Raw genomic sequence first — 16551 nt, forward strand, 5'->3', positions numbered from 1 at the left:
GTAGTTTAGGTTGGTAACTTCTTTGAGAATGCCTTTTAGTTTATTGTTGATCATAGCTACACCTTGAATTTCAAAGTAATGATAACTAAATATTAAACCATCAACACCAAACTACAACAGAGCCATAAATAAACATTAGTTTTATTGGTAGAGGTATTTTATAAAATCACCATTTTTAATGGCTATTGCTGAAAGTATGCGTATGAAAAATTATGCAGAAAAAACAATTAAAGCATATATTTATTGGATTACATCTATACATACCCGTTACCAATCAAGATGCATTTATCAGTCGCTAGCTCGAACATCAAGACAAGGCGTAACAGGATGTTAATGACTAGTCCTTATAGAGTGTTGCAACGCTGCATTGATTTTTGAGCGAGTGACCGATAGGGCAAGCCGTGAGGCAAGCATATTCGTTGTTGTAAAGTCTCGATTTAACCCGTTAGATCTTCATCTTTACGCCTAGCCTCTGCTTACCTCACGACTTGCTGATTTTTGCACCTTGAATGATAACGGGTATAAATTTCAATCAAAAAAAACACACTATTAAATGCCACAATCAGGATGTTGAGTCTTTCCTTTCATTTTTAGCTAACCAACGAAATGTGGCCCCTAAAACACAATCATTGGCATTAAATGCACTGGTGTATCTGTATAAAGAATTTTTAGATAACCTTTTAACATTAACACTTAAATTTAACCGCAGTCATATACAACCTAAACTTCCTGTTGTTTTAAACTTAGCAGAAACGGCATTATTATTAAAAAATATACCTACACCACTCTCACTTCCCTGTAATATTTTATATGGTAGCGGTTTACGACTTATGGAAGTGTTAAGGTTACGAATACAAGATATTGATTTTGATTATTCATCACTTCAAATTTGGAATGGTAAAGGAGGTAAACATCGTAGAGTTACGTTGGCAAAAGAACTATTAGGGCCTTTGAGGGACCAAATATCCAGTGTACGTTTGTATTATCAACAAGATATTAAAAATCCTTATTACAATGGTGTTTATTTACCTTTTGCACTCGCTGCTAAATATCCGAATGCATCAAAAGAATTGAGCTGGCATTATTTGTTTCCATCATCAAAACTAAGTTTAGAACCTGGCACAAATAATTTAAGGAGGCATCATTTACATGAAAGTAATTTACAGCGAACAATCAAGCTGACTGCAAAAAAATTAAACTTTGATAAACACGTCACTTGCCACACATTACGTCACTCATTTGCAACACACCTCTTACAAAGAGGTGCAGACATAAGAACAGTTCAAGAGCAATTAGGACATTCAGACTTGCGTACAACCCAAATTTATACCCATGTATTACAAGCTGGTGCAAATGGTGTACGTAGCCCTTTCTCTGATTTACAAACGATAAATGAGTAATAAGCCCTTATGCGTTACCACGGAGACCGTGGATCGAGGAACGAACCCACCTCAAACAACACAAACAAAAAAGGGAGATAACATCACTACTTCTAGCGATATCACCTCCCTTCTTTAAAGCTATTTTTTAAAAGATTAATCTTCTTTTTTAGCTTCTTCTTTCTCAGTCTTAACAACCGCAATATTTAACTCAGCAAGAGCAGCTGGATTAGCAAAACCCGGTGCGTTAGTTAACGGACAAGCAGCAGAAGCAGTTTTCGGGAAGGCAATCACTTCACGAATTGAACTTGAACCAGTCATCAACATCACGATGCGGTCTAAACCAAATGCTAAACCTGCATGCGGTGGAGCACCGTATTGTAATGCTTCTAATAAGAAACCAAATTTATCTAAAGCTTCTTCATCAGAGATATTCAAGATGCGGAAAATCGCTGCTTGCATATCTTGTTTGTGAATACGTACTGAACCACCGCCTAACTCACAACCGTTTAATACCATGTCGTAAGCATCAGAAAGAGCGCCTACTGGGCTCGCTTCTAGTTCTGCTGGTGTCATGTTTAATGGTGCAGTAAATGGGTGATGGATTGGCGTTAATGCGCCGTCTTCTAATGGTTCAAACATTGGAAATTCAATCACCCAAAGTGGTTTCCATTCGTCTTTAATTAAACCAAGATCTTCAGATACTTTCAGACGTAATGCACCAATTGCTTCAGCAACTACATTTGCTTTGTCTGCGCCGAACATGATGATATCGCCATCTTGTGCGTTGGTACGTTTAAGTAACTCAGCAACAATCTCTTCATTTAAGAATTTAGCGATTGGCGATTGAACACCTTCAAGGCCTTTAGCGACTTCATTCACTTTCATCCATGCTAAGCCTTTAGCACCGTAGATAGTGACGAATTTACCGTATTCATCGATATTTTTACGAGACAGTTTTGCGCCGCCTGGTACACAAATAACCGCAACACGGCTATCGGCATCATTAGCAGGGCCAGAGAATACGTTGAACTCAACTTCTTTTAATAAGTCGGCTACGTCAACTAATTCAAAATCGATACGTAAATCAGGTTTGTCACTACCAAAACGACGCATTGCTTCTGCGTAAGTCATTTTAGGGAATGAGCCTAAATCAACATCTAACATTTCTTTGAAAAGTTTAACGACCATCTCTTCTGTTTTTTCCATGACCTGATCACCGGTCATGAATGATGTTTCGATATCTATTTGTGTAAATTCAGGCTGACGGTCAGCACGTAAATCTTCATCTCGGAAACATTTTACAATTTGGTAGTATTTGTCTAAACCAGACATCATCAACAATTGTTTAAATAATTGTGGTGATTGCGGTAAAGCAAAGAATTGACCTTTATGCGTACGACTTGGCACTAAATAGTCACGTGCACCTTCTGGTGTCGCTTTGGTTAAGATTGGAGTTTCAACATCTAAGAAACCATTGTCGTCCAAGAAACGACGTACAAAGCTACTGACTTTAGAACGAAATACCATACGTTCAGCCATTTCTGGACGACGTAAGTCTAGGTAACGGTAACGTAAACGCTGCTCTTCTGAGTTTGTTTGGTTACTATCTAATGGAGATGGTTTAGCACGGTTTAAAACTTCAAGCTCAAGACCACAGATTTCAATGCCACCTGTTGTCATGTTTTTGTTCACTTGTCCTTCAGGGCGAGCACGAACAAGTCCTTTCATTTTAATACAAAACTCATTACGTACTGTTGCAGCAACGGCTGTTGCTTCTGGTGTATCACCATCAAAAAATACTTGAACAATACCTTCACGGTCACGTACATCTAAAAACGTCACACCACCTAAATCGCGCTGTTTGTTTATCCAACCTACTAACTCAACTTCTTGACCAATATTTGCTTCGGTCACTTCACCACAATACATAGTGCGCATTATCGATTCCTGTTTTTAAATACGTTACAAACTAATTGCACGTATTATAGAAGAAAACCACTGAGAGTCATATGCTTAAATAAAAAAATGACCCTGCCACACAATTTAAGTAAAATGCGCGGCAATACGTCATCAATAACACCGTTTAACCTTAAATAATTAGGCAGCCTTATGAGCCAAACCGACAATATTTTCAGTCAACCACTAGATAAAGTAGATAGCTTTAGTTTTGATCAACAAGTGGTACAGGTCTTTCCAGACATGATCAAACGATCTGTTCCAGGTTATGAAAACATTATTAATAGTATTGGAGTGATCACGCAACGTTGTGCGATTGATAATTCAAACCTATATGACTTGGGGTGTTCATTAGGTGCTGCCACTTTATCGATGCGCCGAGGTCTTGATGAAAAGACAGGTTGTAGCATTATTTCCGTTGATAATTCATCGGCGATGGTTGAATCTTGCAAGCAACATATCCATGCTTATAAGTCAGATATTCCGGTCACGGTAATACAGGATGATATTTGTAACATTAAGATTGAAAATGCGTCTGTTGTTGTGCTTAATTTTACTTTGCAGTTTTTAACCCCTGAAAAACGCCTTTCTTTATTAAAAAATATTTACCAAGGGTTATTACCTGGCGGTGTATTAGTACTTTCTGAAAAGTTTATTTTTAATGACTCAACAAGTAACCAATTGTTAGTTGACCTGCATTTAGACTTTAAACGCAGCCATGGTTATAGCGAGTTAGAGATAAGTCAAAAACGTTCGTCTCTCGACAATGTATTGATTTCCGATACCGTTGAGCAACATTATGCGCGTTTACAACAAGCTGGATTTAAACATAACGACCTTTGGTATCAGTATTTTAATTTTGGATCCATTCTTAGCATTAAATAAATTCTTAACTTTAAATAAACTCTTAATATTAAATACATTAATCGTAGCAAGGCATTGACATGATCGATTTTAATAATTTTTACAGCATCATCGCTAACAACCGCTTAAACCATTGGTTACGTACTTTACCTGCACAATTACATGAATGGGAAAATATCCATGTCCATGGCACTTTAGCAAGTTGGATACGTGTATTAAATAAGTTTCCCACCATCAAAACTGAGCATATTGAACTCAAAGATGAAGTGCGTATTGGTAATGACTCTGCACTGTCAGCAGGTGAAACTAAGAAATTAGAGAATCTATTACAAAAGTTTCACCCATGGCGTAAAGGCCCTTTCCATATTCATGGTGTGCATATTGATACTGAATGGCGCAGTGACTGGAAATGGGATCGTGTTTTACCGCATATCAGCCCGCTTAAATATCGTTACGTGCTAGATGTTGGTTGTGGTAGTGGTTATCACATGTGGCGTATGCGTGGTGAAGGTGCTGAATTTGTAGTCGGTATCGACCCGAGCGAGTTGTTTTTATGCCAATTTGAAGCGGTACGTCACTTTGCGAATAAAGACCAAAATGTACATTTATTACCATTAGGTATTCAAGAGTTGCCTAAATTGGAAGCCTTTGATACGGTATTTTCCATGGGTGTTTTATACCATCGTAAATCACCAATGGATCATATTACACAACTACAAGACCAGTTAGTTGAAGGTGGCGAATTAGTGCTTGAAACCTTGGTCATTGCAGGCGATGAAAATGATGTATTAGTGCCTTTTGATCGTTACGCTAAGATGCGTAATATTTGGTTTTTACCAAGTGCAAAAGCGTTAAAATTATGGGTAGAAAAATGTGGTTTTGAAGACGTACGCATTGTGGACATTAACGATACGCTAACTGGCGAACAACGCAGCACCGCTTGGATGACTAATGAATCTTTAGAAGATTACCTAGACCCGAACGATGCGACTAAAACTGTTGAAGGCCACCCTGCGCCAAAACGTGCTTTATTGATTGCTAAAAAAGCAATTAAACCACTGAATTAACTGTTTGCACTGTCATTAACTCTACACAAAGAAGCCTGATATTAGTATTTCAGGCTTCTCTCTTTTACTTTCCTTTTCATCTTCTTCACGTTATAAAATGAGCTTAATTTAATGCTATGTAATTAAAATGAGGCGAGTTTCTTCATGGAGTTAGTATTAATAATATTGTATTAAAATGAGATATAGCTTACTTTAATAAGTAGGCATAAACGTAACGTAATGAAATAACGGCTGTCAATAAACACTAGCAAACAGTCACAGGAGAAGGTTATAAGACATGAATAAACAACACTTTCTTAGTCGTTTCATTTTACAACAAGCAAACTCAACTGCCCCTTCTTCTCATCTTGCACAATTACAATTAACACAAAAAAAACCATTAAAAAAAGCCGCGATATTAATGCTACTCGTTCAACGTGAAACGGGTTTACACATGATATTAACTCAACGAGCATTACATTTAAGGCATCATGCTGGGCAAGTTAGTTTTCCTGGTGGACGATATGAGCTAAGCGATGACTCTTTAGCAGAAACGGCATTACGTGAAACTCAAGAAGAGATAGGTATTCAACAAAAAAGCATACAGTTAGTGGGTAGTTTATCGCCTTTAACCACCACTACTGGATATCACGTCACGCCTTTTATTGGTTTTGTAGAGAATAGTGAGCAAGTGATTATTGATCGTCATGAAGTGAAAGAATGCTTTGAGGTGCCTTTTTCATTTTTATTGAATAGAAACAATTTTACCAAGCAGCACTTAATCGCTAATAAAAAACGTCATTTCACTTATTGTTGTGCTTATCAAAATCATTTAATTTGGGGCGCAACTGCGCAAATGATCATTAATTTGCAACGGCACTTACACCGCTAAAGACAATACTTAAGTGAATTAATGTTAGTTATTTTTTTAAAAACACCCATATAAGATCTTTCTATATTATTATACGTATATAGGGGTAAATATTTCTAAGCTTAACCATCAAAACTAATTTAATAAATGGTTGAAAAACATCACTATACTCTAAGTGATTCTCGTTAATAATTTTAATCCAAACGCTATAAAATAAAAATTTAATAATTCAATGATAGTGTTATTGGATGCATAAAATAATAGTGTCGAAATGAATCAGTTCTCTACTTTGGAGCGATTGACGCAATGGCTAATTTTAATCAGTAATATTAAAAATAACATGGCAACTAAAAAATATATTAAGTTGTATTAACGCTTTATTCATAACATCGCTACTTTTAATTTTACATCTTAGACTCAAAAATACAGTCAGGCATATCGAATGAATTACGTATGCTGCTGACCGCATTAAATAATAATAAACATTGTTTTAACAATGAATTGGAAAAGGAAAGAAATATGGTTGAACACATCACAGGTATGCTGGCATTAATCGGTGTGCTGTCGCTTTTGTGTCAATGGGTAGGTTGGAAATTACGTTTACCCGCTATTTTACCATTACTCGTTTGTGGATTAGTGTTGGGACCTGGTTTAGGCGTATTGGATCCCGATGAAATTTTTGGCGATTTATTATTTCCAATCATCTCTCTAGGGGTTGCGGTTATCCTTTTTGAAGGAGCGCTCACGCTTAACTTTAAGGAAATTAAAGAACACGGCCGCATGGTGACGCATCTTGTAACGATCGGTGCGTTCATTACGTGGGCTTGTATCGCCCCTGCCGCGCATTATATTTTAGGATTTGATTGGCTAATTGCGATGTTATTTGGTGCTTTAGTCGTCGTAACTGGGCCAACAGTAATTGTTCCCATGTTACGTACCGTACAACCGAAATCTAATTTAGCGAGTATTTTACGTTGGGAAGGGATTGTTATTGACCCTATTGGCGCTTTACTTGCCGTACTGGTATTTGAATATATTGCTGTAACAGCAGATCCCACATCACATGTTTTATACGCACTGGGTTTAACATTATTAATTGGTTTTGGCTTAGGGATTATTACTGGTTATTTAACTGGCTTATCGATCAGAAAAAACTTATTCCCACATTATTTACGCAATACCGCGGTGTTAACCATCATGTTGGGTATCTTTGTTGCGTCTAATATTTTACAAGAAGAATCAGGCTTACTAACAGTAACGGTCATGGGGATTTGGTTAGCGAATATGCGTGGCGTGGATATTGCTGACATTTTAGAATTCAAAGAAACACTAACAGTATTACTTATCTCTGCACTATTCATATTACTCGCGGCACGTCTGGATTCGAGTGCGATGTTAGATCTTGGCTGGGGAGGCTTAGGGGTATTATTAGTAGCGATGTTTATTGCTCGTCCTTTAAGTATCTGGGTGTCTGGACTTGGTACTAACCTCTCATCAAAAGATAAATGGTTCCTAAGCTGGGTCGCTCCTCGCGGGATTGTCGCAGCAGCTATTTCATCGCTATTCGCGATCAAGTTAGAATCTGTTGGTTTAGAAGGTGCAAGCTCAATTGTGCCGTTAGTGTTTTTAATTATTATTGGCACCGTTGTGATTCAAAGTTTAACCGCAGGTCGTTGGGCTAAGTTTTTAGGTGTTAAAGAAGGATCTAACGAAGGGTTCTTAATGTTTGGTGCTTCTAAGTTCTCTCGAGAATTAGCAACACTGTTAGTTTCAAGAAATATAAAAGTGATTCTAACGGACAATAACTGGGACAGTATCCGTAAAGCACGTATGCAAAACATCCCTGTTTATTTTGGTAACCCAGCCTCAGAACATGCAACAAACTACATGGATTTAAGTGGTATTGGACGAGTCTTAGTCATGTCGCCTTACCGTCAATTAAACCCTTTGGTCACGTTCCATTTTCAAGATGTATTAGGTGTCGATAATGTTTATGGTTTAAATAACGCTGATATTGCAAGCGCACGACATCAGTTATCTGAATCTTATTTGAAACGTTTAAGTTTATTTGGTGAAAATGTTTCTTATGCCAAAATAGCGAATTTGATGGTAAAAGGTGCAATATTAAAAGTCACTAATATTACCGAAAACTTTACCTTTGAACGCTTTAAAAGACGTTATGGTGAAACAGCAATGCCATTGGTTTATTTAACAAAAGAAGGTGAAGTAACAATCGTCTCAGGCTTAGAAGCAATGAACTTCCCTGTTGGTATTGAGTTAATCAGTTTATTACCACAAGAAGCACAAGACGAAGCAGTTATTCAACGAGCGATAGATGAAGAAGCTGAGCGTAAAGCGAAAGCTATTGCAAAAGCAGAAGCTAAAGCAGCGGCACAAGCAGCAGCTGAAGCTAGAGCAGTTAAAGAAGCGGAGGAAGCCGCACAACGCGCAATTGAAAAAGCACGTCGTGAAGAAGAAGCACTAGCCGAGCAACAAGCAATTGAAAAAGCACGTATAGAAACTGAGGCACTAGCTGAGCAACAAGCGATTGAAAAAGCCCGCATAGAAGCTGAAGCGTTAGCTGAGCAACAAGCGATTGAAAAAGCACGTCGTGAAGAAGAAGCACTAGCCGAGCAACAAGCAATTGAAAAAGCACGTATTGAAGCGGAAGCATTAGCTGAACAACAAGCAATTGAAAAAGCACGTATAGAAGCTGAAGCATTAACTGAGAAAGAAAAAGTTACTGAACAAGATGAAGCTATCGATGCAAATGCTGAGCATGTCGACAATGAGACTAAAAGTGAGAATAAAAGTAGTAGTCACGATAAAAAGAAAGACGAGTAGTCACTAAACGCTTTAAAATATCACCATATAACGGCCTATATAAATTAACTTTTATATAGGCCGTTTTGTTATAACTCACAATAAAGAGATAGCCAAATTCATTATGCCACTACATAGAGGCGTTAATAGAGAGGTTAATAGAGCTCTTCGTAAAGTTATTAATGAAGATATATAACCGTTACTATCCAAAGTGTAAAACTCAGCAAGCGCTGAAATGAACAGATATTAGGTAAGAAGAGGAAATCACTACAACACTATATCGAAACATCACCACATAAAAATAAGGACTATTGCGGTACGAGAGGCTCTGGCTTAGCAAAGTAATAACCTTGCGCATAATCGACGCCCAATGCAGTGAGTGCCTCAACTAAATTGTTGTTTTCAACAAACTCAGCAATAATTTCTTGTTTCGCTGCTTTACCGATTTCACAGATAGATTTGACCGCGGTAAAATCGATTGGATTGGTCAACATATTAGCGATAATCGCCCCGTCTATCTTGATCTTATCTGTAGGTAATTGCTTAATGTAGGCATACGAAGAATGCCCACTACCAAAATCATCAAGTGCAAATTGACAGCCTAATGCTTTTATATTTTCCATAAATAATCGCGCACGCGTAATATTTTTAATCGCAGCCGTTTCTGTAATTTCAAAGCAAATTTTATCAGCGGGTATTAAACTCTCAGTAAGCTTGCTGATAATAAACGTTTCTAATTCAGTATCAGTTAATGAGTGACCAGATAAGTTAATAGCAATCGTTTTAATTGATGTAAGCTGTTCATGATGGGATATAAAGTGTTCACAGACAGCGTTAATAACCCAACGATCTATTTTACTGGTGAGTAAATAACGCTCAGCGACTGGTAAAAAACATGCAGGGCTAATGAGTTGCCCTTCACTGCCTAACATTCTTAATAAAATCTCAAAGCTTTGACCTACTTTTTGCTTCTGTAACGGGATAATATCTTGCTTATACAACACAAATAAGTCGTTATTTAATGCATTATTTAAATGATGAACAGATAATAATTGTTGCTTATCATCTTCTACAATCTGCTGGTTCATCTCAAATAAATGAACACAATTTCTACCTGATTTTTTTGATATGCCACAAGCAATATCTGCCGAATTTAATAATTCAGTCGCACTGCTTTCATCCTTTTTAGGCGCAATACCAATACTCGCACTCAATTGAAAATCTTCGCCTTGGCAATGGTAAGTTAATTGATTAATGCTGCGCTTTATTTGTTCAGCAATATCTAATGCTTTATCCACTGGGCAACGGTTAATTAAAATAGCAAATTCATCCCCACCCAATCTCGCGACCGTATCGTAGCTGCGTACTTTTTGTTTTAATATACGAGCTACATTAACTAATACCTGGTCACCTACCGCATGACCACAAGTGTCATTAATGGTTTTAAAATAATCTAAATCGATAAAACATAAAAACCAATTTTGGGCATTAACGGTTAAATGCACATTATTATATTTCATCACCTCATTTAGATTACGTTCAAAAGCTCGGCGGTTATAGAGCTCTGTTAGCGGATCATGTGAAGCCTGATGAGACAATGTTTGTGTTAATAATTTAAAGTCATTACTTAACTCGGTAATTTCCTTAGGCGCATTATCTGTTGTTTGAAAATCATGACCTGTTAATGCTTTATGTGATGATGCAATAAGGTCATTTAATGGGTTACAAATTTTTCTATTGGCCCACCACCAAATAATGATAATTAATAATAAGAAAAACGTTCGAGCAACCCAAGCAGCCGTTGCAATAAAACTTTTTTCTTCCTTTAAAGATAGCGCCTCTTGCGTTATGACATTCTTAGTTTCAGACATCATAAAGTGGATACTTTCAACTAAAGATAAACTGACGAAATCGTAATCTGGCAATAACTTACGTAAGTGTATGATCAACTCTTTCTCTGGTATTTTGCCTACCGTATCAAGATGATTATTAATTTTTTGAATATTAATAATCGTTTTTTTTATCTCTGTACTAATGATAGAGGAAAGGTTTCCATCTTGGAGTTTGGACAGCTCAGTACTAATGTAATCTCCCATATTTTTTGCACCAAAAATAAGGTAAGTATTACCAGAAGCAATCACCAGATCGGTAGACACTAAAAACTGTGAAGCACTGTTTTCTATTCGCTCAAAATCTTTGGCAAGTAAAAGACTTTGAGTATATTTACTCGCTAATGTTTGAACATGATTATAATGGTACCCTAAAACTTGCTCCAACATATAAGCGCCAAGTAAACAGGCCAGTACAAGTAATGCTAAATAGCTTCTTATTCTCATTCAATACCTTTAATTAGTCTATACGCATCATGAGCGATACTCGTTACCGTTCAAGTGCTTTGCTTAGTCATTAGCTTGGATTCCAAATCAAGACGTAACATGGTGACAATGGCGAGTCCTTATCAAAGGTTGTAATGCAGAGTTGTTTTCAAGCTAACGCGCCACAAGGTAAGCCGAGAGGCAACCACCCTTGTTGTTAGAAAGTCTTAATTTAACTCGTTATATCTTTACCTTTACCTTTATATCTAGAATCTGTTTGCCTCACGACGTGCTGATTTTTGCATCTTGAATGATGACGGATATATATGATAATTAACTGCTTTCCAGCTTTTTAATATCTTTTTCCCAACTAATATCAGTAATAGCTAAGGTTTTTAATGCCGAACGTAATACTAACAATGCTAATACTGGCGAAGTTGAAAATGCACGTTCTCCAGTTTCAGATAACGCCTCTCCATCTGTAGAGAGTAATAACTTTAATTCTTCTATATTTTTATTATGAACTTGTTTATTAATACTTTGGACAACAGTATCGTTACATTCAGGGCTACGACAACGTTGAAAATAAAAGCTTTTTAAGCTCCTATCTATATTGATACCCCATGCAATTTCTACCAATCCCCATTTAGCCCATTCTGACCGAGCTTGTAGAAAACCAGCATGTTTTCCGTCCTTATAGAGTACATATAAAGTATGTTTACTGACTTCGCTTTGATGAATAGTAAAAGGTAATTTATCTTTAACTGCTAACCTATCTTGCTCTGTAACAGTTGCGACCATGGACCGATATTGATAATCACCTTGATAGAGTATTTGAATGGCTGACACGGGATCTCTTAAAGAACAAAAAGCCGCATAAGCAGAAGAGAGAGTAAAAAACTCTACTGTTAGCAATAAAACTAAGACATAAATTTTATTTTTTTTCATAACGTCTACCATTACATTCTATATCTCAATTGCAAACTCAAACTAGGGGCAATATTTACATTCTCTGCTTGTTTTAATTTTTGCTTATATTGCGCACTAATATCGAACCCATCTTCACTTAGCCATTGCACGCCAGTAGTCCAATAACTTGTTGAGTCTCTTTGGCTACTGACTTCATGATCAATTTCGGCACGTTGATAACCCACTTGTGTGTAAATTGATAAGTTCTCTCTTGCGTTGCGCCATAACAATTCAACAAAACCATTCATCGTATTATTACCGACCATTTTTCCAATCGATGACTCCGCCATCAATTGCCACTGGTAATAATAATAAGAGGCATCTATCCCTACTTTTGTCTGTTCAACAACACCATTAGCAGCTAATATTTCACCTGTTAACCATGACAGTCCAGTTACTATATTCTTATTGCTCAGTGTACCAATTCGACCAGAAAATAAATGAGGGTTATCACGACGACTAAAATCAACACCTGAGCCACGGGTAAGAGCTATTTCATATTCAAAACGAGGCATAATACCGTTAAAGGAGAATCCCCAGTCTGTTTTTATACCGCGCTGTGCGGCAGTTAATTGATGTAACGTACCATTGGTATCTATTTGATATTCTAATCCAAAAGGAACCTCGAAATGTCCGAGTCGAATATTGAACTTACCTTGGTTTAAAGCAGTGTAATTAAAGTTTGCAATGCGCCACGTTAGCTTTGTATCGTTACCATCATCAAAAATAAAGTTGGGGTTATTCACGTTATTTAATTTAACGATATAAGGTTGTAGTATTAAGGTACCTATATCACTCGTATCACTGCTAAATACTTTGTGTATATCAATCCCGAACACATGTAGAAAAGAATATTCCTGTGTATCAAGATTACTACTAACACGCGAAGAAAGATCAATTGATCCTCGACTATTTTCACCTAAAAAACCCCAGTCATTTAAACTAGAAAAAGCTAGATGAGGAAATAAAAAACCACAAGTCGCTATAATAAGCCTAATTAAGTAACTCTTTTTCATAGACGACATCCCTTACTCGCGCTAACACTTAAAACAGTCAGAAAAGTGAGATGGTTTATTAACTGATGACATTATCTAATAAATTAATCTGTTAGATTAAATGCATCGTTAACCACCATTCTCTATTAATTCTTATTATAGTATAAAAAAAATATACATAATGAGATAGTTTAATTAAAACTATAAAGAAAAAAGCAAAACAATACGCCTACTTTATTTCATCTCTGTCTTTAGTCATGTTCGAATAGCCAAACTTATTATCTAAAGGAAAAGAATGGCATTTATTTTATAATAAATTATGGTACCAAACGTCTAAAAAGCGGAATCTTAACTAAGAACATCGTCAAGATTAATGACAGTATTAAGGTAACCAAAGAGATCACGGGAATGGCAATCCAATGACTTCCAAAGAAGGCATAAAAACCATTATTTAATTCACGTACAGGAATCAATAAAAGTGGATGGATTAAGTAAATACCTAAGCTATAAGTAGAAATAAGTGTAATCAGTGCGCGAAACTTGCCTGTTATTTTTTCAGCATAGGCTTGGGCTAATACAAATAACATCCCGCCAATAACAGCAGTGTTCAGCGTTTTATATCCCATAAAGAATGAGCTGTATTCACCCGTTTCATTCGCTAAAAACCAGGTACCAAAGAAGTTAAGCAAAAGCATGCTCGTACCAGCAATAAGCCATCGTTTTAGTTGTGGACGATTGTCTCTATTAAATAAGTACCAACCTAAAATGAGATAACCACTGTATAACACTAAGTTTTGTTGTAAGAAGCTTCCGACTTTTAACCAATGCATAATGAATAAAATAGCCCAACTGAACAATGCTAATTTAATATGATCTGGTGATGCTTTTTTTAGTAATGGAATTAAAAATGGAATAACAAAATATAAAGGAATGAAGTCATAGAAAAACCATAAGTGATACCAAACAGGATCAATCGCCGAATTTTTTAAGACATCAATCGCTGTACTGCTGACCCATTGACCAGTAAATACATCATCAATCATAAAGCCTGCGATCAGTCCGTAGATAATACTCCAACCGATAAAAGGAATAGCCACTTTACTCAGGCGTTTAGTGAGGTAATGCTCGCATTGAAAAGTTCTTTCAGTGGAAAGCAACAATGCCCCACTAATTAACATAAAAACAGGCACGGCCCAGCGAGTTAAGCTATTCATTCCAGCCGCCGCTAACCAATCACTATCTGGGATATCACCATACAGAAAACGAAAAGGTCCCAGTACATGGATAGTAATAACTGCAATTGCGGCAATAAAACGTAAAAAATCTATATAAAATATCGATGTGCGTTTTGTTGGCATACTAATAACCCATATTAACTTAATTAAAAAAGAGCACCTACTTGCTACTAAGCTTGCAATGATAGGTAGTTAAGACAATATAACCTACTTGCAGTTCATCCCTTAAAACAATCTTATCGAAGTAAAATAATTTACCGCATTGATATATCTGCAACACCTCAAAAATGAGGTATTGCAGAAAGATGAAAAAACACGATAATAAGCAAAAATACCCTCCTATTAAATCACTATTATTTAACACATATAATTAAGTCTATATATGAGGCTATTAAATAATGGCTTTAACTCTACTCAAGGATTTATCTGTGATTATCACAAAGCACGCTACTCGTTCGCTTTTTTTATTATTCTCTATATCAACGCACAGCTTATTATTTGCAGCAGAAGAGATAATAAGTGATATCCATCAATCAGCGGCAGATGATGTTAATAACACGTCAAGCAAAGTAGCTTATCCCAAAGTGACGTCTACTAAATCACCTATTTCTGAAAATAATGATTTACAAAAAACATCGGTATATGAAGGGACAGATCAACAACTACTGGATCCACTACCAGAAATTCTAGCAGAAGATGTTCAAGCAGAAACAACCGATAGCGAGGAAGAAGAGGCGAAGTACAAAACTGCGTTTACCAACTCAGCTTGGGAACAATTTGATGTGCCAGAAAGCTTTTATGACAATCCTTATAAAGTTTCTTTATTTTCCCCAAAAAATGGAGAAGATAGCGAGCGTCTATTATCACAAACGTCTTCTATTTTTTATTATGGTTTAGGTGTTATTTCAGTACTTGCGGTTATGCCAGAGTCAGTGACTAATTGGAACAACGATGATGATGTGAGCTTAGCGCAAAAGTGGCTTGATCATGTGTCAGAAGGCCCAGTATGGGATCGAGATGACGCCGTATTAAATTATATTATGCACCCTTATTTTGGTGGTGTTTACTACCAAGCAGCACGTAAGTCAGGCTACCGACAATGGGACTCATTTTTATACTCAGCGCTTATGTCTAGTGCATTTTGGGAATATGGTGTTGAAGCTTTTGCAGAAAAACCGTCTATGCAAGATTTAGTGGTGACACCCGTATTAGGTTGGGTTTATGGTGAATGGGCTTTTAATACTGAACGCGAAATTTGGGCTGGCGGTGGTACGGTATGGGGAAATGAATACTTAGGTAACACTGCCCTCTTTTTATTAGACCCGATTGACTCTATTGGACGTAACTTTAACCGTTTATTTGGCAGAGATTTAATTAAAGCCGGTACTGGTTACATTAAAATTTCAGAGCAAGGCGATGATTCAAGAGTCCCTAACGACAGACAAATTATGTTTGAAATAAATTACCTGTTTGGCGAAGATAGTAGCTCAGCTCAATCCGGCATTAGTGGTAAGCGTAAACTAGGCTCTGGTTATACATTTGCAAATTCACGTGATCCCGTTAATTTCGGTATTGTCGGATTAAGTTTAGGATCGGGTTACCTTAATTACGATAATAAACGTGGCCTCATTAATGAGCAATATGCTCAAGTCTCATTAGGTTTATATTTTTCTCCACGCTTTTCAGCGCGTTTAAATTATGGCTCTACAAAAATGATGCAAGCATTGACAACACCAAACGAAACCTATGAAACCTTTAGTGTTGATGGTCAATATTACTTTAATGCCAGTTCAAACTTACGCCCTTATATAACGGCAGGGTTAGGCGAAGAAATTTGGAATGAAGATGATGATCAATACAACTTTCAACTTAATACAGGTGTTGGCCTTCATTACCGTTTAAACGCGAACTGGGCAATACAAGCTGACTATGTCAATTACTTCACTACACATGAAAGCAGTCATGATCAGCAAATGACGGGTAAACTCGTCTACCGTTTTGGTGAAGGCGAAACAATGCAAGTTCAATAAACGTTAAATCAGCTGTAAAAAAAAAGGCCTGTGATAACGTTTATCACAGGCCTTTTTTTAAATTC

Annotated in this window: 11 protein-coding genes and 1 pseudogene; 7 read left to right on the forward strand and 5 right to left on the reverse strand. The window is 36.7% G+C overall.

Translation table 11 applies throughout. The features are described 5' to 3' along the window. Positions 1–202 precede the first annotated feature (202 nt). Complete coding sequence (locus tag SP041_RS21420; protein ID WP_346763647.1) at positions 203–334, forward strand: hypothetical protein; 132 nt, start codon at positions 203–205, stop codon at positions 332–334. Between the two features lie 175 nt (positions 335–509). Beyond that, entirely contained in the window at positions 510–1400 is an 891-nt protein-coding gene (locus SP041_RS12780; protein ID WP_081695291.1) for an integron integrase, read from the forward strand. A gap of 135 nt (positions 1401–1535) precedes the next feature. Here the strand turns inward: SP041_RS12780 and aspS are convergent, their stop codons facing one another. Next, complete coding sequence (gene aspS, locus SP041_RS12785) at positions 1536–3320, reverse strand: aspartate--tRNA ligase (protein ID WP_025562262.1); 1785 nt, start codon at positions 3318–3320, stop codon at positions 1536–1538. Positions 3321–3491: 171 nt separating this feature from the next. On the opposite strand from aspS, the gene cmoA reads away from it, so the two are divergent. The 4 genes and pseudogenes from cmoA to SP041_RS12805 all read left to right on the forward strand — a co-directional run. Next, positions 3492–4223 (forward strand): carboxy-S-adenosyl-L-methionine synthase CmoA, encoded by a 732-nt coding sequence (gene cmoA, locus SP041_RS12790; protein ID WP_025562261.1) that lies wholly within the window; start codon positions 3492–3494, stop codon positions 4221–4223. Between the two features lie 59 nt (positions 4224–4282). Further along, a complete protein-coding gene (gene cmoB / locus SP041_RS12795) occupies positions 4283–5269 on the forward strand; it encodes a tRNA 5-methoxyuridine(34)/uridine 5-oxyacetic acid(34) synthase CmoB (RefSeq protein ID WP_025562260.1) in 987 nt (328 codons plus the stop codon). A gap of 277 nt (positions 5270–5546) precedes the next feature. Continuing rightward, positions 5547–6140, forward strand: coding sequence for a CoA pyrophosphatase (locus SP041_RS12800; RefSeq protein WP_025562259.1), 594 nt, complete (start codon positions 5547–5549; stop codon positions 6138–6140). Positions 6141–6638: 498 nt separating this feature from the next. Then, positions 6639–8582: pseudogene (locus tag SP041_RS12805) on the forward strand (sodium:proton antiporter); the annotation flags it as partial. A gap of 668 nt (positions 8583–9250) precedes the next feature. Here the strand turns inward: SP041_RS12805 and SP041_RS12810 are convergent. From SP041_RS12810 to SP041_RS12825, 4 genes are all read right to left on the reverse strand, one after another. Then, positions 9251–11278: an EAL domain-containing protein gene (locus SP041_RS12810; RefSeq protein WP_025562257.1), complete on the reverse strand. Its 2028-nt coding sequence runs from the start codon at positions 11276–11278 to the stop codon at positions 9251–9253. A gap of 312 nt (positions 11279–11590) precedes the next feature. Continuing rightward, a complete protein-coding gene (locus SP041_RS12815; protein ID WP_037047276.1) occupies positions 11591–12205 on the reverse strand; it encodes a hypothetical protein in 615 nt (204 codons plus the stop codon). Between the two features lie 11 nt (positions 12206–12216). Further along, positions 12217–13242 (reverse strand): hypothetical protein, encoded by a 1026-nt coding sequence (locus tag SP041_RS12820; protein ID WP_025562254.1) that lies wholly within the window; start codon positions 13240–13242, stop codon positions 12217–12219. 296 nt (positions 13243–13538) lie between these two features. Continuing rightward, the gene (locus tag SP041_RS12825) at positions 13539–14579 is read right to left on the reverse strand and encodes an acyltransferase family protein (RefSeq protein WP_025562253.1); all 1041 of its coding nucleotides are present in this window, start codon (positions 14577–14579) and stop codon (positions 13539–13541) included. Between the two features lie 305 nt (positions 14580–14884). Here SP041_RS12825 and SP041_RS12830 point away from each other — a divergent pair, with 305 nt between their 5' ends. Then, positions 14885–16486, forward strand: coding sequence for a DUF3943 domain-containing protein (locus SP041_RS12830; protein ID WP_025562252.1), 1602 nt, complete (start codon positions 14885–14887; stop codon positions 16484–16486). Positions 16487–16551: the final 65 nt, after the last annotated feature.

Origin of the sequence: Psychromonas sp. SP041, from assembly GCF_000470315.2 — a bacterium.
Taxonomy (GTDB): Bacteria; Pseudomonadota; Gammaproteobacteria; order Enterobacterales; family Psychromonadaceae; genus Psychromonas.